The sequence below is a fragment of the Arthrobacter sp. H5 genome (genome assembly GCF_000520595.1).
GTDB lineage: Bacteria > Actinomycetota > Actinomycetes > Actinomycetales > Micrococcaceae > Arthrobacter_D.
The window spans coordinates 109,386-127,709 of sequence record NZ_KI915039.1; the positions used below are offsets into that span (position 1 = coordinate 109,386).

Genomic DNA, 18,324 nt, shown 5'->3' on the forward strand with positions numbered 1-18,324 from the left:
TCACGTTGTTTACATCAACCAGGGAACAGCTCGCCGCAGAGCTTGAGGACATCCGTTCCGCCGGCCTCTTCAAGCATGAGCGCACCATTGCCTCGCCACAGTCCAGCCACATCCGTGCCGGGGTCGGCGGAGGGGAGGCCAAGGACGTGCTCAACTTCTGTGCCAACAATTACCTTGGCCTTGCCGATCATCGCAGCATCATCGACGCCGCCAAGCGGGCCCTTGATGAGCGCGGATTTGGCATGGCCTCGGTCAGGTTCATCTGCGGAACTCAGGATCTGCACCTTGACCTTGAACGCCGGGTCTCGCAGTTTCTGGGAACTGAGGACACCATCCTGTTTTCCTCCTGTTTCGATGCCAATGGCGGTGTCTTTGAGTCCCTGCTGAACGCGGAGGACGCCGTCATTTCCGACGCGCTGAACCACGCCTCCATCATTGACGGAATCCGGCTCAGCAAAGCCCAAAGGTACCGTTACGCCAACCGGGATATGAGCGACCTTGAAGCAAAACTCAAGGAGGCTTCCGGTGCCCGCCGACGGCTGGTGGTTACCGATGGCGTGTTCTCCATGGACGGATACCTTGCCCCTTTGAAGGCGATCTGCGATCTTGCCGAGCAGTATGACGCCATGGTGATGGTGGACGACTCCCACGCTGTGGGTTTCATGGGTGCCACCGGTGCGGGCACCCCGGAACACGCCGGAGTCTCGGACCGGGTGGACATCTACACCGGAACGTTCGGGAAGGCCCTGGGCGGCGCATCCGGCGGCTATGTGTCCGGCCGCGCCGAGATTGTGGCCATTCTCCGCCAGCGCGCCCGCCCGTACCTGTTCTCCAATTCGCTGGCCCCGTCCATCGTGGCTGCAACGCTCACAGCGCTTGACCTGGTGCAGGGCAGCGCCCAGCTGCGCGCACAGCTTGTTGACAATGCGGTGCTGTTCAGGGGCCGCATGACTGAGGAAGGGTTCGATCTACTCGACGGGGAACATGCCATCATCCCGGTGATGTTCGGTGACGCTGTCATGGCGGCGGAGATTGCCGACCGCATGCTGGAGCACGGAGTTTACGTCACGGCCTTCAGCTATCCGGTGGTTCCCAAGGGGGCTGCCCGCATCCGCGTGCAGCTTTCTGCCGCTCACAGCCATGAGGACGTCGAAGCCTGCGTGCAGGCGTTTGTGGCCGCCCGCGCCTCAGCCAGCTGACAGATTCGAGAGGTAGCCGGCACTTCAGTGGTCGACCGAGGCGATCAGCGCCGCGCCTTCGGTGATCGACCAAGGCCGCTTGCGGTCGCGTGGAGATCCGGATCGCAGGCAACTCGGGCTAGAGTTTTCCCATGGCTTTCAACGCAGATGTACTGATTGTGGGCGGCGGAATCGCTGGACTGTCGCTTGCCTCTGAACTGGCCGTACGTTGCAGCGTCATCCTCATGGAAGCCGAACAGGCGCTCGGCTACCACACCTCTTCCCGGTCCGCCCGGCAGCTCATTCCGAGCTACGGCCCGGCACCGGTCCGGGCCCTCACTGTGAGAACGCTCGAAATAATCCGCGCCTTCGAGCAACAGCTCACTCAGACCATTCTGACGCCACGCAGTTTCATGTTGATCGGTTCTGAAACTGACGTTGAGACGAAGGCCAGCGGTTCCATGCAGCGCATCAGCCACGCAGAGGCGCTGGAATTGTGTCCGCAGCTCAAGCCGGCGTCCTTCGACGCCGCAGGCCTGGACACAACCTCGGTGGGGACGGACACGGATGCGTTGCTGGACTACCATCGACGCACCGCCGAGGCCGCCGGCGCTCGAATTTTCACCGGCTCACGGGTGCACTCCGTCCAGCAACTGGCCACCGGCTGGAATGTCGGTGCCGGCGCGCACGCGATCCATGCTGGCGTCGTCGTCAATGCGGCGGGGGCCTGGGCGGACGAACTCGCGGTCGTCTCCGGGGTGCGCACGCAAGGCCTGCGGCCCTATCGGCGGACCGCCGCCGTCGTGCATGTCGAAAACCAGCCCGATCCCCAGGCACCCATGGTGGCAGCAGCGGATGACGCGTTCTATTTCCGCAGGGAAGGGCTCGGTGTCCTCGTGTCCCCGGCCGAGTCTGAACCCAATGTCCCGGAAGACGCAAAGCCCCGCCCCGAAGACGTTGAAGCACTGATCGCGAAGCTGAACACGGTGACCAATCTGTCCATCACCGGTGTACAGCGGTCCTGGACCGGGCTGCGCACGCAGGCGGCACACGGAATTCCCGTGGTGGGGTTTGACCCGGAGGCGCCAGGCTTTTTCTGGTTGGCGGGCCAGGGTGGCTACGGATTCCAGACGTCGTCGGCAATTGCGGAGTTGGCGGCGGATCTCATCACAAAGGACGACGCCGGAGACCTCCACCTGAATGCAGCTCTCAGACCGTCCCCCTAAGCGGCTTCAAACGGTTGTTTTCGCGTGTCACGACGGACCGGAACTGTGAGCATCCGTCACCGTCTTGTAGCGTATCCAAGGGAGACTTCCTGCCTCCCTCCGGAGTTCACCACCTGACGAAACGGAAAATCATGGCTGCCAGTGGCGGTACCAAAGCAGTAGTCGCGGCGTTGATCGCCAACTCGGTCATTGCGGTTCTGAAGTTCATTGCTTACTTCCTGACGCTGTCATCCTCAATGCTGGCGGAAGCCATCCACTCGATCGCCGACGCTGGGAACCAGGTTCTGCTGCTGGTGGGCGGGAAGCGCGCCGCGCGTCAGGCAAGCCCACAGCATCCGTTTGGCTATGGCCGCGAGCGGTATATCTACGCCTTCATCGTGTCGATTGTGCTCTTCAGCGTCGGTGGACTGTTTGCGCTGTACGAGGCCTACCAGAAGTGGCAGGATCCGCATCCCATCGAAGGGGGCTTCTGGTGGGTGCCACTCGCGGTCCTTGTCGGGGCAATCGTCGCGGAAACCTTCTCCTTCCGCACCGCCATCATTGAGTCCAACCACGTGCGCGGCAAGCAAAGCTGGGTCCAGTTTGTCAAAACAGCGAAGTCTCCGGAGTTGCCCGTTATTCTGCTCGAAGACCTCGGCGCGCTGCTGGGACTCGTCTTTGCGTTGTTCGGTGTGTCCATGACGCTGATTACCGGTGACGGCTTCTGGGATGCACTGGGCACGGCCATGATCGGTGTCCTGCTTGTCACAATCGCGGTGATCCTGGCACTGGAAACCAAATCGCTGCTGCTCGGCGAGTCAGCCACAAAAGACGACGTCGCCAAGATCGAGGCAGCGCTTAGTGAAGGCGACCCTGCCCGGATCATCCACCTGAAAACCCTCCACCTTGGTCCTGAGGAGCTGCTGGTGGCTGCCAAGATTTCAGTGGCCGACGGCGAGACCGGAGAGCAGATTGCCGAAGAGATCAACAATGCCGAGAACCGGATCCGTGAAGCGGTGCCCATTGCAACCGTGATCTACCTTGAACCGGACCTGCATTCCAACGACCCGCGGGGGACCAGTTCGCCAACGGCGCACAGTTCGTCCGACGCTCACTGATACCCGCAGGATTAGACTGGAATCATGAAGGTCGAAGAGACACCACTCCCCGGGATCGGGGTACGGAAAGACATCGTCACCAACTCCGGACGAAGGATCGGTACGGTGACACAGCGCGATGGTGAAACCGAACTCATCATTTCCAGATCCGACGATCCGGACGCCTGCCTTGCATCCATTCCTTTGACGTCCGATGAGGCGACCACGCTGGGCAATCTGCTGGGGGCCCACCAATTGGTGGCGCAACTGACGGAGGACCATCGGGATCTCCCGGGGGTGAACACCCGGCAGTTTCTCGTCGATGCCGGGTCACCCTTCGATGGCCGCAAACTTGGGGACACCAGAATGCGTACACGCACCAGTGTCTCGCTGGTCGCTGTGCTGCGGGCTGGCCAGGTCCAGGCCTCACCAACTCCGGACTTCAATCTGACCGCGGGAGACCTGCTGGTGGCAGTCGGAACCTCCGAAGGTTTGGACGCCGCAGCCAAGATTCTCCGCGGCGGCTGAGGGGCCGGTGGAGAACAGCAGCGCACTGGTCCTGATCGAACTGGGCGCGGTCTTTTTTGCGCTTGGAATCCTGGGTCGTTTGGCCGGCCGTATTGGTCTTTCGCCCATACCGCTCTATCTACTGGGCGGACTTTTTTTTGGGCACGGCGGGTTTATTGAGCTGGACGGGCTTGAGGATTTCAGTGAGATCGCCAGCGAGATCGGTGTGATACTGCTGCTTCTCTTACTGGGCCTGGAGTACACCGCAGGGGAACTGGTGACCGGCCTGAAGCAATCCTGGATTGCCGGAGTGCTCGATATTGTTCTGAACTTCACCCCTGGTGCACTGGTGGCTCTGATGCTTGGCTGGGGTCCCGTTGGGGCGCTGGTGATGGGCGGGGTTACCTACATCTCGTCGTCGGGCATCATTGCCAAGGTCCTGACCGATCTCGGCCGTCTCGGCAACCGGGAAACCCCCGTGATTCTGTCCCTGCTGGTGTTCGAGGATCTGGCGATGGCGGTCTACCTTCCCATTGTGACCACAGTCCTGGCGGGGGTCAGTTTTGCCGGTGGCCTGCAGGCGGTTGGCATAGCGCTGGTGGTGGTGACCATTGTGCTGGTGATTGCCCTGCGCTTTGGTAACGCAGTCTCAGCGGTGGTGGACAGCAAGGACCGTGAGGTCTTCCTGCTCACCGTCCTTGGTGCGGCACTTCTGGTGGCGGGTGTTGCGGCCGCCATGCAGGTATCGGCGGCGGTGGGCGCATTCCTCCTGGGCATCGCGATCTCCGGGGCGACCGCCACCAACGCATCGCGTCTGCTGGAACCGCTGCGCGATCTGTTCGCCGCCATTTTCTTTGTGGTGTTTGGCCTCAACACCGACCCGTCCACCATCCCGCCGGTCCTCGGCTATGCACTGCTGCTGGCCGTCATCACCTCGGTGACCAAGGTCGCCACGGGCTGGTGGGCGGCGCGGCGGCAGGGAGTTGGAAAGCTGGGCCGCGCCCGCGCCGGAGCCGCGTTGATCGCGCGTGGGGAGTTCTCGATTGTGATCGCCGGGCTGGCAGTAGCTTCGGGGGCAGTCGAAGGTGAGCTGGCTGCGCTCGCCACAGCTTATGTGCTCATCATGGCAATCATTGGCCCGGTTGCAGCCCGCGTCGCCGAGCCGGTGATGCGTTACCTGCAGCGGAAGCCCGGATCACCAACAGTGGTGGCGCACACCGGCTGAAATCCGATTCCACCCGCCTGACGCTCCCGCAGAGATTGTTGGAATTTGTGGTTCCGGATCCCAACCTTTTCTGCGGAAGCGTCGATGATGCGCCGGGGTTAGAGATCGCTCAGGAGGGCGTTCATCTCGTCGATTTCCGCCTGCTGGGTTGCCACAATGTTTTCCGCGAGTTCGATTGCCTGGGGATCGGCGCCTCCATCGATCTGCTGTCGGGCCATGTCAACGGCACCCTCATGGTGCTCAATCATTCCGGAGAGGAAGAGCCGGGATGCGCCGGCACCGTCGGCTGCATCCAGCTCGGCCACCTTCTCCTCCGCCATCATGCCCTGGGCATCGGCTGGTTCCTCTGCGCCTTCCATGTCGTGGCCCTCTGCGCCATGCCCGCCGCCTCCAACGGCTCGCCCCAGGATTCCAGCCACGCGGTCATGGTCTCAATTTCGGGGGCCTGGGCGCTCCTGATCCGCGTTGCCAGCTCAGTGACCTGTGGATCAATTCCATCCTTGTCCAGGAGGATATCGCTCATCTCCACGGCCTGCTGGTGATGCGGGATCATGCCCTGCGCAAAGGACACATCGGCGTCATTGTGGGTTGACTGTGTGCTGCTTTGGGATTGGCCTGTGGTCGGGGCGTCGCTTGAGGTGGCCCCGCAGCCTGCCAGTGCTACGGGATGGTCGCCTGGGCCGTCCTGTGCACGCGGGTCTGTATTGGCGGACCCACACGACGGCGACCGCCCGCCAGCATAAGCCAGGCAAGCAGTGAGACCGCCAGAAGGACAATGAGGCACATACCGGCCATCGTTTCCATGTCGGCTCCGCACAACCCGGCACAGTGCGCAGCGTTTGTTATACCGTCTCCGTCCGCGACCGCGGCACCAGAGGCGACAGCGTGGCCGTACCCGTGGTTCGCGGAGGGGGAGTCGGCCGGCACGTGGTGGGCGGCAGCGTCGTCGGACTCTGGATTCGCGGCGGAAGCCGACCACGCCGGATGGTCCGTGGCCTGCCCTGCGCCAACCGGGGCCTGCGCGGACGCAGCGGCGAGATGGGGGCTCGAACCGCCATGGCCACCCATCCAGATGTGCATCCCAAGGATGCCCACAATGACTGAGGTAATGCCCGCAAACAGCACTGCGGCGCGGGGCAGCTGCAGCAGCCTGCGCAGTGCTCTGCGTCTGCCCACAGCGGCCTCCTCTCCCGGTTTTTCGAGCATCTCATTCACGCTATCAGACCATACCCCCCTAGGGTAAAAACAAATGCTTGACATATACCCCTATGGGGTATAACTTCCATGGTATGACCAAGCAACCCAGCCCTCAGACCAGTGCATTTCCTGGCTCTCACAGCGGCCACAGCGGCCACAGCGGCAGCGCCCAGGATCATTCGGACTCCGGCCACGATCACTCCGGCCACGATCATTCCGACCACGTCTCCGGGTTCCGCCGGCTGTTTTGGATCATGCTTGTGCTTGCCGTACCGGTAGTGGGTTTCAGCATGATGTTTTCCACGATTATTGGCTACACGCTTCCGGAGACTCCGTTGATCCAATGGGTTTCCCCGATCCTTGGCACCGTGATGTATCTGTGGGGCGGCAGGCCGTTTCTCACCGGAGCGGTCAGTGAGCTTCAGGCACGCAAGCCCGGAATGATGCTCCTCATTGCGCTGGCCATCACTGTCGCCTTCCTCGCGTCCTGGGGTGCCAACCTCGGTTTGCTGGACCATGATCTTGATTTCTGGTGGGAGCTCGCGCTGCTGATCGTGATTATGCTGCTGGGGCACTGGATAGAAATGCGGTCGCTCGCGCAGACGTCGTCGGCTCTCGAATCGCTGGCAGCACTTCTTCCGGATCAGGCGGAGCGGGTGCAGGGGGACGACGTCGTCATTGTGGCTCCGTCCGAGCTTGAGGTGGGGGACGTCGTCGTTGTGCGTCCCGGAGGGCGGATTCCGGCCGATGGCCGCGTTACTGTTGGCACCGGCGATGTGGACGAGTCCATGATCACCGGTGAATCGCGGCCCGTCAGCCGTGGGCCGGGCGCCCAGGTGGTTGCCGGAACGGTGGCCACCGACAATGCGCTCCGGGTGGAAATTACTGCCGTGGGGGACGACACCGCGCTCGCTGGAATCCAGCGTTTGGTGGCCCAGGCGCAGGGATCGTCCTCCCGCGCACAGCGCATCGCTGACACCGCAGCCGGCTGGCTGTTCTGGTTTGCCCTTGGCGCCGCCGTGATCACGGCGCTGGCCTGGACGCTCCTCGGCAATCCTGACGACGCCGTTATCAGAACCGTTACCGTGCTGGTCATCGCCTGCCCGCACGCACTCGGGCTGGCCATTCCGCTGGTGGTCTCAATCGCGACGGAACGGGCAGCCAAAGGTGGAGTGCTGGTCAAGGACCGGCTGGCCCTGGAGAGCATGCGCACGGTGGACACTGTGCTCTTCGATAAAACCGGAACGCTCACCAAGGGCGAGCCCGTGGTTTCGAAGGTCCTGGCCACGGCGGGCCATACGGAGAATGAGCTACTTGCGCTCGCCGCTGCAGTGGAAGCCGACAGCGAACACCCCTTGGCGCGTGCCATTGTGTCCACCGCCGCATCGCGTGGAGTCCGGATTTCACGGGCATCGGAGTTTCAGGCGTCCACAGCTGTTGGCGTCGCCGGCACGGTGGACGGACACACGGTAAGCGTCGGTGGCCCGTCCATGCTTGACGGTCACCGGGCGCAACCTCTCAGCCAGACCGAAAGCTGGAAGAACGACGGCGACATCATCCTTCACGTCCTCAGCGACGGTGAGGTGATTGGAGCCTTGGGCCTGGCAGATGAGGTGCGTCAGGAATCGCGGCAGGCGGTGAACGCGCTGCACGCGCTGGGGGTTGAGGTGGTCATGATCACCGGTGATGCCGAGGCCGTTGCGCAGTCCGTTGGCGCTCAACTCGGGATTGACCGGGTGTTTGCCGGGGTGAAGCCGGAGAACAAGGCAGAAAAGGTCACCTCACTGCAGCAGGAAGGCCGGAAGGTGGCCATGGTGGGCGACGGCGTCAATGACGCTCCTGCCTTGGCACAGGCCGACGTCGGCATTGCCATCGGAGCCGGCACCGACGTTGCGATTGCCTCCGCGGGTGTGATCCTGGCCAGCGACGATCCACGGTCGGTGCTCTCCGTCATCGAACTCTCCCGCTCCAGCTACCGCAAAATGAAGCAGAACCTCTGGTGGGCGGCAGGGTACAACCTGATCTCGGTGCCACTGGCGGCAGGTGTGCTGGCCCCGGTTGGATTTGTTCTGCCCATGGCGGTGGGGGCGGTGCTGATGTCCGTCTCCACGATTGTGGTGGCGCTCAATGCCCAACTGCTGCGGCGGCTGGATCTGCGGCCTGAATCGAGCACCCGTGCGGTGCTGTCTGCGGAGCAGCGCCAGCCGGTGACGGTCTAGCGGCTAATCGTGGGACGGTTCACCAGTGACCCGGTGGTCAGCGTGGTTGAGTCCTTCAACCACCAGCCGGGCCAGGTGGCCGTCCACGATGCTGTACACCACATGCCGGTTCTCCTTGCGGGTGGTGACCAGACCGCTGAACCGCAGCTTGGCAAGATGTTGGCTGACGGAAGTTCTGGTGGCTCCGGTGCGCTCCACCAAGGTACCGACGTCGGACGGTCCCTGCGTCAACTGCCAGAGGATGTGCAGGCGGGTTTGGTCGGCAAGCATGCGGAAAACCGATGATGCCGTGTCCAGTCGGGCACCGTCCGGCGGCTCCGGGTGGTGGAGGCTGGACTCAGGAACCGGTTCGGCGTTGTTCACTGGGCACACTTTCCTTGAGGTCTTGTGGAGATACCGCGTCATTCGTGGAGCGAACCTTCCAGAGCCTGATGGCCGCCACAGTGCCAAGTGTAGCCACCAGACCCAACGCGCCGGCGGCGGCCGGCTGTCCCGCAGCCGCGCCCAACCAGCCAGCCAGCGGATAGGAGATCAGGAAGCAGGCGTGCGAGAGAGAAAACTGCGCCGTGTAGACAAACGAACGGTCGACGTCGTTGGAATGGCGGCGCAGCAGCCGCGCTGAGGGCGTACTGATCATGGACGTTCCCATCCCCAGCACCACCCACGTGAGAAGGAGCAGAGGCCATGACTGTTCGGCCCACACAATGAGGGCGGCCGCGCCAAGGGAGGGCGGCAGAAGAAGACCGCCGGCGAGCATGACAGTTTTTTCCTTCACACGCTCAAGCACCCATGGCGTGGACAGCGCCACCACCATGGAGCCTGAGCCGTAACAGGCCAACGCGATGGCGACGTCGGCATTGGACAATGCAAAAATGTCCCGCGCATAGACCACCGTATTGACCAGGACCAGGGCCGTTGCACAGGCCACCACCAGGTTCAGCGCGGCCAGGGCCCGGAGCGGCGGTTCGCGGAGGAAAATCCTTGTGCCGAGGGTGGTTCGATGCAGCAGGGATCCCGGCGAAACCCCGGGCGAAGTGCCCGGAAGTCTGGTGACGGCAACCAGGATTGCCGAGAACACGAACCCCGCCACAGTGCCGAGGAACAAATTGTTATAGGCCATCACGGTCAGCAGCATGGCTGCGAGGAGGGGACTGATCAGCGATTCAAGATCATAGGCAAGCCGGGACAGGCTGATTGCACTGGTGTAGTCCCTCTCCCGCGTGAGCACCCGCGGGATGAGTGATTGGAAGGCGGGTGTGAAGGTTGCGGAGGCCGATTGGAGCACAAAGACTGCAGCATAGATCTGCCAGGTCTGATCGATGAAGGGAAGTGACAGCGCCACCCCGGCACGCACCAGATCGGCACAGATCAACACGCCCTTTGGTGCGAATCTTTCCACCAGGGCTGCCATGACCGGAGCCACCAGGACGTAGGCCAGCATCTTGATGGCCAGAGCGGTCCCTAGCACAGCTCCTGCCTGGCCACCCGCAAGGTCGAAGGCCAGCAGGCCAAGGGCAACGGTCAGCAGGCCGGTGCCAAGCAGCGCGACAATCTGGGCCGAAAACAGCCTGCGGTAGGTGGGCTCCCTGAGGACTGTGAGCAACGCCGGACTCCTCTTCGAAAGTAGACTCCGACGTTATCACTTTATGTGCATACGTGTGCACACATAAAATAGAGTTAGTTGAGGATCTGACCGATCGGCTCCCGTTTTTCCGCCTGGAAGCGGTCCTCGGTCCGGCCCCGCGCCCAGTATCCAGACAGCGATACCTGGCTTCGGTCAAGCCCGCGCTGCGTGAAGAAGATATCCCGCAGTAGCTTCATCGATTCCCGTTCACCGTGGGCAAAGACCTGCACCCTGCCCTCAGGCCACGGGGCCTTGTGGATGGCATCGGCCAGAGTGCCGGCACTCGCGGGCTGGCCGGCGCGAAACAACCAATGGACGACGACGCCGGCTGGCGTCCGCAGCGACTGCCGGTCCGTTTCCGCCTCCACTTCGAGGTACACCGCGCCCCGGGCGTTACCCGGCAGGCGTTCGAGCGCTGACGCAATAGCCGGAAGAGCGGATTCGTCACCCGCGAACAGGTGCCAGCCCGCCGATTCATCTGGCGCATAGGCACCTCCGGGGCCGGTGACCGCAAGGGTGTCCCCGGCTTTGGCGGCCGCGGCCCACGGTCCCGCAATCCCTTCGTCGCCGTGAACAACAAAGTCGATGGACAACTGCCCTGTTTCGGGATCCACCGATCGCACGGTGTAGGTGCGGGTGACGAGAAGGTCCGCGGGTTGGAGCTGCTGCTTCAGGGCTGCAAGATCGTAGGGCGGTACCAGGCCCAGCTCCGGTTTGGCGAAGAGGATCTTGACGTACTTGTCCGTGAACGTGCTGGCTTCGAAGGGCCCCAGTGATGGTGCCGAGGCAACGATGCGCACCATGGTGGGGCTGAGCCACTCAGTTCGATCAACTGTGAGTACGGTCTGGGGTTTTGGTGGACGTGGTGTTGCAACGCTCAAGTGGGATTCTCCTTGCCGGCCCGGTCGGTGAACCCGGCAAGGACATGCTAACAAGTGAACCGTTTTAGCCAATCCATCCAGCCCGGGTCACGAAGCGCCGCCAGATGCCGCACTGCCTCAATCTCTTCACCCACCCCGGGTAGTATCATCAGATGATTCTTCGACAGCTCGGAAGCTCGTCTCTCACCGTCTCCGCACTTGGCTTCGGCGCTGGCCACATCGACACCACGGACCTTAACGAGAAGGACGCGCACGACCTGCTGGACACCGCCCTTGACCTGGGCATCACGTTCTTCGATACCGCCCGGGGCTATGGCGCGTCCGAAGAACGGCTGGGACGATGGTTGGCCACGCACCATCGCCACCGCGTCGTCCTTTCCACCAAAGTCGGTTACGACGTTCCCGGACAGCGGGATTGGACAGTCGGAGCCGTCACAGGCGGCATCGACCGTGCCCTGAAAACCCTCAACACGGAGATGATCGATGTAGTCTTCCTCCACTCCTGCCCGCTGCCGCTCCTGCAGCAGGGAGACCTCATCGAGGCGCTGCTCGCTGCCCGCGACGCAGGGAAGATCAGGGTCCCGGGCTACAGCGGCGAAAACGCTGAACTGGCCTGGGCGGCGGACGCCAGCGTTTTCGGCATCCTTCAAACCTCGGTGAACCTGACCGATCAACATTCACTGAGGAACATACTGCCCCGAGCAAGTGAACACCATCTTGGCGTGGTCGCTAAACGCCCGCTGGCGAACGCCCCGTGGCGCTACCCCCACCGCCCCACGGGAATATACGGCGAAACCTACTGGGACCGCCTCCAGCACATGGGCCTTCAGCCCGCCGACGGCGACTGGGCCGGAACCGCCTTACGATTTTCAGCCTTCACCCCCGCAGTCACGACCGCCATCGTCGGCACGTCCAAGAAACACAACCTCGCAGCCGCAGCCACCGCCATCAACAAAGGCCCCCTACCCGCCGCCGAGCGGGAACGGTGGGAACAAGCCTTCGCCCCCTACGACAGGACATGGGCCGGGGAAATCTAAAAATCAAGCCGAGCACGCCAAGGCTTCTGTGGCGTTAGGTGGAGGGCACCCCTGCGATCTTGTTTTCACGGAACCCGTCAACAAACAGGGCATGATCGGCACGAACCGTGGACGCATAGTCGATCGAGAAGTCGATGATGTCGGACACAAATTCGTCGCGGCGGCCATCCAGTACGTTTGAGATTGCATCCTCGGTCTGGAAAGAGACCAGGTCCTGGTCGCTGTCCTGATCCGAGGCACAGTGCACCTTCGCAGTTGCCCGGCCCAGGTCCACAAGTACCGGCTCAATTTCGGACGGTTCGGTGAGGTTGTCCCAGCTGAGATCAAGCTTGTACGGGGACAACTCATCCACCACAAAGCCCACTCCGTCCAGGGTTGTGTAACCAAGGAACGTATCCGTGTGCACCTGCAGGGAGCGCTGGCTGATGACCGTCCGGTGTCCGTCATGCTCAAAGTAGTCCCGGACCCGTTCGTCGGTGACAACCCGGCTTGGCGCGGCGATGTTGCCCTGCTTGAAGGACAGCACAATGTCGTTTTCCTGCGCCTCGTTGTAACCCTCGATCAGCACGTTGTAGGCGGGCAGCCCGGCACTTCCAATGCCGAAGCCCTTCTTCCCTACAATGTCCTTGACCGTATAGAAAACCTCTCGGGCGGACTTCTTGGATTCCGGGATGGTCTGCAGATACCGGTCGAAGGACTCGTGGACCTTTGCCCGCTCGGCATCGTCAAGCCGGCGGGTGAGCCGGTCATCGCGGAAGTGCCGCTCGTTGTCCTCGATGATGGTCATTGCATCCAGGAGGTCGGTGCGCCGCGCCGCCCGCGCCGTTTGCAGCACACGGTGGATTGTTCCCTCGGTGTTGTCCAACTGGAGTGCGAAGTCGTTCCCGCCGGCTCCTGCGTAGTGGTCAACCTGGTCCAGATAAGAATTCAGAAAAGTCGCTGCCATCCCACGGACAGCTTCCTCCGGCAGGGCCTTCTGCCAGCAGAGCAGGGCAAGCGAGGTGACAAACCGCCTGAGGTCCCACGAGAAGTGGCCCAGGTACGCCTCGTCGAAGTCGTTGATGTCGAAGGTGAGGGCGCCGGTACTGCTCATGTAGGTGCCGAAGTTTTCGGCGTGGAGATCCCCATGGATCCAGACTCTGCTGGTTCGCTCGTCTGCCCACTTGTCTTCCAGGGCGTCCATATCTGCATAGAACAGGCAGGCGCTGCCGCGGTAAAAGGCAAATGGGTCGGCCGCCATCTTGCGGAACTTTGTCCTGAAGCCATGCGGATCCGCCTCCATGAGGGGTTTGAACGCATTGACCAGGGTGCGGGCTATGTGGCTTTGACGTTCGGTTGATTCGACCATCACGCCAGTCTATTCCCGGTGCCCGTTGCGTGCCGTCGGGCGAAGTCCGCACCGACCCTCCGGCAGTCAATGTGGGTTTAGTTGAGCAATCCAACAACGCGCTCGACGGCGGCAACCATCGCTCCTGAATCCACCAGTACCCGTGCGGCTTCGATCTCGGGTGCGAGGTAACGGTCGGCGGCAGGTCCTTCAACAACCTTCCTCAACTCGACCCGTGCTGCGTGGATGGCGGGTGAACTCCGCGACGTGGGCACACCGCCGTCGCGCATGTCGAGGGCACGCGCCGCGGTGAGGATCTCGATCGCCAGAACCCGCGTAAGACCATCAAGGGCCCGCCGCAGTTTCAGCCCCGCGGACCAGCCCATGGAGACGTGGTCCTCCTGCATCGCGGACGACGGAATCGAATCCACCGATGCGGGCGCTGCCAACCGCTTGAGTTCGGACACAATCCCGGCCTGGGTGTACTGGGCGATCATGTGGCCGGAGTCGACTCCCGGGTCATGGGCGAGGAATGGGTTCAGGCCGTGGTTCCGTGCCTTGTCGAGGAACCTGTCCGTCCGCCGCTCGCTCATGGATGCCACATCCGCAACAGCAATCGCGAGGAAATCCAGGGCATATCCCACCGGCGCTCCGTGGAAGTTCCCGTTCGATTCAACCCGACCGTCAACCGTGACCACGGGATTGTCGATCGCTGAGCCCAGCTCGATCGCTGCAACCGATTCCACGTGCGTCAGCGTGGACCTCGCTGCTCCGTGGACCTGCGGCGCACACCGCAGCGAGTAGGCATCCTGGACGCGGGTAAAGCGGTGAGCGCTGTCCTCGGCCGAGGAGTGTTCCCGGATCAGCTTTGATCCCGCCAGGACACTGCGGATATTTGCGGCCGACACAATCTGCCCGGGGTGCGGACGCAGTGAGTGCAGGTCTTCGGCAAACACCCCGTCGGTTCCCAGCAGCCCCTCAACACTCATGGCTGCCGCAAGGTCCGCGGTGCGCAGGAGCAGGTGCAGGTCGGCGGAAGCGAGGATCAGCATTCCCAGCATGCCGTCGGTCCCGTTGATGAGCGCCAACCCCTCTTTTTCCCGCAGTTCCACCGGCTCGATTCCGGCGTCGGCCAGGGCGGCAGCAGCTGGTGACAACACGCCGTCGTTATTGCGCACCTCTCCCTCGCCCATGAGTGCCAGCGCAATGTGGGAGAGGGGTGCGAGGTCGCCCGAGCACCCCAGCGATCCGTATTCGCCGATCACCGGCGTAATTCCCGCGTTCAGCATGGCAGCGTAGGTGCGGGCCACTACGGGACGGACACCGGTGCGCCCGGTGGCCATGGTGGAGAGCCGGTTCAGCATGAGCCCGCGCACCACTTCGCGGTCAACTTCAGCGCCCGACGACGCCGCATGGCTGCGGATGAGGCTGCGCTGCAGCTGGGTGCGCTGCTCCACGGGGATGTGCTTGGTGGCAAGGGCGCCGAAGCCGGTGGACACGCCGTAGTGCGGTGTGGGGTCGCTGACGAGGGCCTCGATGACGGCGCGGGAGGCTTCCATTGCGTCGATCGAATCCGCGCCGATGTTCACCTTCAGGCTGTGCCGGGCGACTGCGACAACGTCTTCCGCGCTCAGCGCGCCGATGCCAACTGTGATGGTTTCCGTGCTGCTCATTCCGTGCCCCGTCTCGATCCTGCATCCGGCCAGCTCTTGCCAATGGATGAAATTAGCGTTTCAATAAGTGAAATACAGATTGCGCTGTAAAGCAAGAGAGGAAGGCAGCCAATGGCGGACACGTCAACCCGCACTGTGGAGCGGGCGCTGCTCCTGCTCGGGGCGGTGTGCGACCGGGGGAGGGTCAGCCTTGCAGAGGCTGCGCGGGACGCGGAACTGTCTGCCTCGACCGCGCTGCGCCTGCTGCGGACGCTGGAGGCCACGGGTTTTGTCCGTAAGGACGACGCCGGTTACCGGCCCGGTATGCGTGTGGTTCAACTCGGAGCACAGGCTTTGAGCCACGAGTCCCTGGTATCCCTCGCCGAGGATGCCCTGGAGCGTCTCGTCGGGAAGACAGGCGAGTCCACCTACCTCAATGTCCCGTCCCACGACGGCCACGGCATCTACCTTGCCGTCAAGGAGGGCACCCACTCCGTCCGGCATACCAGCTGGGTTGGCCGGAGCATCCCGCTGGACGGCTCAGCAGCAGGCCAGGTGCTGGCGGGCAGAACGCCGGGTGCCGGCTACGTCATTGTCCGCAACGGGATTGAGCCCGACGTCACAGCGATAGCAGCCCCGGTCATGACAGGAGACCGGGTGACGGCCGCACTCAGTGTGGTGGTGCCCAGCTACCGCATCAGCGAATCCCAGGCCAAGACCATCGGCATGTTGGTTGCCGCCGAAGCCGCCGGCATTCTGAACCCCGCCCCTATGAGCACAGGAGACACAGCATGAGCACCTTTACCCAGCACGACCCGTCACGGTCCATCCGCGCGCCGCGCGGTACAAAAATCACGGCCAAAAGCTGGCAGACCGAAGCGCCGCTGCGCATGCTGATGAACAACCTGGACCCCGAGGTGGCCGAACGCCCGGAGGACCTGGTGGTCTACGGCGGAACCGGACGCGCCGCCCGCAGCTGGGAAGCCTATGACGCCATTGTGCGTTCCCTCGAAGATCTTGAGGATGATGAGACCCTGCTGGTGCAGTCCGGCAAACCCGTGGGCATCTTCCGGACCCACAAGTGGGCGCCGAGGGTGCTGCTGGCCAACTCCAACCTCGTAGGCGACTGGGCCACCTGGCCGGAGTTCCGCCGCCTCGAAGCTGAGGGCCTGATGATGTACGGGCAGATGACAGCGGGCTCCTGGATCTACATCGGCACCCAGGGCATCCTGCAGGGCACGTACGAAACCTTTGCCGCCGTCGCCAGAAAGCTGTTTGGCAGGCAGGACGCGACCCTGGCCGGCACACTGACGCTGACCGCCGGCTGCGGCGGAATGGGTGGAGCCCAACCGCTGGCCGTCACCCTGAACGGCGGCGCGGTGTTGATTGTCGACGTCGACAGGGCGCGCCTTGAGCGCCGTGCCTCCAAACGCTATCTCGACGTCGTCGCGACTGACCTCGAGGACGCGCTCACGCAGGTGCTGGCAGCCAAGGAGGAGAAGCGTGCACTGTCGGTGGGAGTGGTGGGTAATGCTGCCGAGATTTTTCCCGAACTGCTCAAACGGGGTATCCCGATCGACATTGTCACCGACCAGACCTCCGCTCACGACCCCCTGAGCTACCTGCCAGAAGGCGTTTCGCTGGATGAGTGGGACCGCGAAGCGAAGGGGGACCCGGACGGCTTCACCAAGAAGGCCCAGGTCTCGATGGCCCGTCATGTGGAAGCAATGGTGGGCTTCCAGGACGCCGGCGCGGAAGTGTTCGACTACGGAAACTCCATCCGTGACGAGGCCCGCCAGGGCGGCTACGGCCGCGCCTTCGAGTTCCCCGGTTTTGTTCCCGCCTATATCCGGCCGCTGTTCTGCGAAGGGATGGGCCCGTTCCGCTGGGTAGCACTCTCCGGAGACCCTGTCGATATCGCCGTCACCGACGCCGCGCTCAAAGAGCTTTTCCCGGAGAACGACCACCTGCACCGCTGGCTTGACGCTGCAGGGAAACTGGTGGAGTTTGAAGGACTGCCGGCGCGGATCTGCTGGCTCGGCTACGGCGACCGCGCCAAGGCAGGAGTCATGTTCAACCAGTTGGTGGCTGACGGTAAGGTGTCCGCGCCGATAGTAATCGGCAGGGACCACCTGGATTCAGGCTCCGTCGCCTCGCCCTACCGCGAGACCGAAGGCATGGCCGACGGCTCAGATGCCATCGCCGACTGGCCCCTCCTGAACGCGCTGCTCAACACCTCATCCGGAGCCACCTGGGTGTCCATCCACCACGGCGGCGGCGTAGGCATCGGCCGGTCCATCCACGCAGGCCAGGTCTCGGTTGCGGACGGGACCCCGCTTGCCGCCGAAAAGCTGGAACGCCTGCTCACCAACGATCCCGGAATGGGCGTCATCCGGCACGTGGACGCGGGGTACGATCGGGCAAAGGAGGTTGCCGGTGAGCGTGGGGTCCGCGTACCGATGCAGGAGTAGTTGCGTGGCTGGGAAACCGGAGGCCGCCTGTCGCTTACGCGGCCACTTCCCGGCTGCGCGGCCTGCGCCGCCTGTCGCCGGCTCGACAAAGATTTTCTGCGGCTCGTTCCTCGCTGCAGAAAATCCAACTCGCCTACACGACAGGCGGCCTCCGGCCACCATGGTTCACTTCGGTGACCGCCTCCAGCGGACGGGAACTGCCTCCTCTGATCCGGTCGCCGTCGTGAAATCCTCTGAACGGTTCTTTTGCTCGGGAGGAGGGGAGGGGTCAGGCGTTTTGCCAGAGGCCCATGATGTTGCCCTCGGAATCCTTGAAGTACGCGGAGAATCCCATGTCTCCGACCGTGGTCTTGTCCACGGCTGCGGAACCACCGAGTTTCTTGATCGTTTCCAGAGCGGCATCGATGTCGTCAACGTCAAGGGTGATCACCGGGGTGGTGGACCAGGCGGCGTCCCGCTCAAACATTCCGCCGTTGATGAAACCCGGTTCAGTCGGCATGCCTTGCTCCGACGTGGGACCGGATGAGACCGTCGTGTAGTCCATCTCCGGCATCTGCTGAATGTTCCAGCCAAAGGCCTCCCGGTAGAACGTCCGCGCACGCTCACCGTCGTCGAAGGGAATCTCGAAATGCACCACTCGTCCGCTCATCCTGGCCTCCTCAAGCCTTTGATGGAACTGTTGTGATGGAAATTGTAGGCTTCCG

The 18,324-nt window shown here is 63.0% G+C and carries 18 protein-coding genes; 9 read left to right on the plus strand and 9 right to left on the minus strand.

The window, feature by feature from the left end; translation table 11 throughout:
* The first annotated feature begins 5 nt into the window (after nucleotides 1-5).
* The 5 genes from Y708_RS0121675 (at nucleotide 6) to Y708_RS0121695 (ending at nucleotide 5,212) form a co-directional block, all read left to right on the plus strand.
* Entirely contained in the window at nucleotides 6-1,199 is a 1,194-nt protein-coding gene (locus Y708_RS0121675; protein WP_028281527.1) for a glycine C-acetyltransferase, read from the plus strand.
* Between the two features lie 131 nt (nucleotides 1,200-1,330).
* Nucleotides 1,331-2,404 (plus strand): NAD(P)/FAD-dependent oxidoreductase, encoded by a 1,074-nt coding sequence (locus Y708_RS0121680; protein ID WP_028281528.1) that lies wholly within the window; start codon nucleotides 1,331-1,333, stop codon nucleotides 2,402-2,404.
* 131 nt (nucleotides 2,405-2,535) lie between these two features.
* The gene (locus tag Y708_RS27175; RefSeq protein WP_051479283.1) at nucleotides 2,536-3,501 is read left to right on the plus strand and encodes a cation diffusion facilitator family transporter; all 966 of its coding nucleotides are present in this window, start codon (nucleotides 2,536-2,538) and stop codon (nucleotides 3,499-3,501) included.
* 24 nt (nucleotides 3,502-3,525) lie between these two features.
* A complete protein-coding gene (locus tag Y708_RS0121690; protein ID WP_028281529.1) occupies nucleotides 3,526-4,008 on the plus strand; it encodes a cation:proton antiporter regulatory subunit in 483 nt (160 codons plus the stop codon).
* A 7-nt stretch (nucleotides 4,009-4,015) separates the two neighbouring features.
* Nucleotides 4,016-5,212: a cation:proton antiporter gene (locus Y708_RS0121695; protein ID WP_028281530.1), complete on the plus strand. Its 1,197-nt coding sequence runs from the start codon at nucleotides 4,016-4,018 to the stop codon at nucleotides 5,210-5,212.
* A gap of 98 nt (nucleotides 5,213-5,310) precedes the next feature.
* Here Y708_RS0121695 and Y708_RS31345 read toward each other — a convergent pair whose 3' ends face one another.
* The 3 genes from Y708_RS31345 to Y708_RS29490 form a co-directional block, all read right to left on the minus strand.
* Nucleotides 5,311-5,571, minus strand: a complete 261-nt coding sequence (locus tag Y708_RS31345; RefSeq protein WP_253905925.1) for a DUF305 domain-containing protein — start codon at nucleotides 5,569-5,571, stop codon at nucleotides 5,311-5,313.
* Entirely contained in the window at nucleotides 5,532-5,783 is a 252-nt protein-coding gene (locus Y708_RS31350; protein WP_051479285.1) for a DUF305 domain-containing protein, read from the minus strand. Before Y708_RS31350 ends, Y708_RS31345 begins: the two co-directional genes overlap by 40 nt.
* An 89-nt stretch (nucleotides 5,784-5,872) precedes the next feature.
* Nucleotides 5,873-6,418 (minus strand): hypothetical protein, encoded by a 546-nt coding sequence (locus tag Y708_RS29490; protein ID WP_051479286.1) that lies wholly within the window; start codon nucleotides 6,416-6,418, stop codon nucleotides 5,873-5,875.
* An 83-nt stretch (nucleotides 6,419-6,501) separates the two neighbouring features.
* Between Y708_RS29490 and Y708_RS27185 the strand changes: the two genes are divergently transcribed.
* On the plus strand, nucleotides 6,502-8,628 hold the full coding sequence (locus tag Y708_RS27185) for a heavy metal translocating P-type ATPase (RefSeq protein WP_035777221.1): 2,127 nt from the start codon (nucleotides 6,502-6,504) through the stop codon (nucleotides 8,626-8,628).
* Between the two features lie 3 nt (nucleotides 8,629-8,631).
* On the opposite strand, the gene Y708_RS0121710 is transcribed toward Y708_RS27185, so the two are convergent.
* The 3 genes from Y708_RS0121710 to Y708_RS0121720 all read right to left on the minus strand — a co-directional run bounded on the left by Y708_RS0121710 (nucleotide 8,632) and on the right by Y708_RS0121720 (nucleotide 11,133).
* A complete protein-coding gene (locus Y708_RS0121710) occupies nucleotides 8,632-8,991 on the minus strand; it encodes an ArsR/SmtB family transcription factor (protein WP_028281531.1) in 360 nt (119 codons plus the stop codon).
* Nucleotides 8,966-10,231 carry an MFS transporter gene (locus Y708_RS0121715; RefSeq protein WP_028281532.1) on the minus strand — a complete coding sequence of 422 codons (1,266 nt, stop codon included), beginning with the start codon at nucleotides 10,229-10,231 and terminating at the stop codon, nucleotides 8,966-8,968. The genes Y708_RS0121710 and Y708_RS0121715 overlap by 26 nt, the downstream gene beginning before the upstream one ends.
* A gap of 74 nt (nucleotides 10,232-10,305) precedes the next feature.
* Complete coding sequence (locus tag Y708_RS0121720) at nucleotides 10,306-11,133, minus strand: siderophore-interacting protein (RefSeq protein WP_028281533.1); 828 nt, start codon at nucleotides 11,131-11,133, stop codon at nucleotides 10,306-10,308.
* A gap of 152 nt (nucleotides 11,134-11,285) precedes the next feature.
* Here Y708_RS0121720 and Y708_RS0121725 point away from each other — a divergent pair, with 152 nt between their 5' ends.
* Nucleotides 11,286-12,170 (plus strand): aldo/keto reductase, encoded by an 885-nt coding sequence (locus tag Y708_RS0121725; RefSeq protein ID WP_028281534.1) that lies wholly within the window; start codon nucleotides 11,286-11,288, stop codon nucleotides 12,168-12,170.
* 34 nt (nucleotides 12,171-12,204) lie between these two features.
* On the opposite strand, the gene Y708_RS0121730 is transcribed toward Y708_RS0121725, so the two are convergent.
* Both Y708_RS0121730 and hutH read right to left on the minus strand, forming a co-directional pair.
* Nucleotides 12,205-13,518: a DUF2252 domain-containing protein gene (locus tag Y708_RS0121730; RefSeq protein WP_035777223.1), complete on the minus strand. Its 1,314-nt coding sequence runs from the start codon at nucleotides 13,516-13,518 to the stop codon at nucleotides 12,205-12,207.
* A gap of 77 nt (nucleotides 13,519-13,595) precedes the next feature.
* Nucleotides 13,596-15,170 carry a histidine ammonia-lyase gene (hutH, locus tag Y708_RS0121735; protein WP_028281536.1) on the minus strand — a complete coding sequence of 525 codons (1,575 nt, stop codon included), beginning with the start codon at nucleotides 15,168-15,170 and terminating at the stop codon, nucleotides 13,596-13,598.
* Nucleotides 15,171-15,281: 111 nt separating this feature from the next.
* On the opposite strand from hutH, the gene Y708_RS27190 reads away from it, so the two are divergent.
* Nucleotides 15,282-15,944 (plus strand): IclR family transcriptional regulator, encoded by a 663-nt coding sequence (locus Y708_RS27190; RefSeq protein ID WP_035777224.1) that lies wholly within the window; start codon nucleotides 15,282-15,284, stop codon nucleotides 15,942-15,944.
* A complete protein-coding gene (gene hutU / locus Y708_RS0121745; RefSeq protein WP_028281537.1) occupies nucleotides 15,941-17,620 on the plus strand; it encodes a urocanate hydratase in 1,680 nt (559 codons plus the stop codon). The genes Y708_RS27190 and hutU overlap by 4 nt, the downstream gene beginning before the upstream one ends.
* A gap of 268 nt (nucleotides 17,621-17,888) precedes the next feature.
* Here hutU and Y708_RS0121750 read toward each other — a convergent pair whose 3' ends face one another.
* On the minus strand, nucleotides 17,889-18,269 hold the full coding sequence (locus Y708_RS0121750; RefSeq protein ID WP_028281538.1) for a VOC family protein: 381 nt from the start codon (nucleotides 18,267-18,269) through the stop codon (nucleotides 17,889-17,891).
* Between the last annotated feature and the right edge of the window lie 55 nt (nucleotides 18,270-18,324).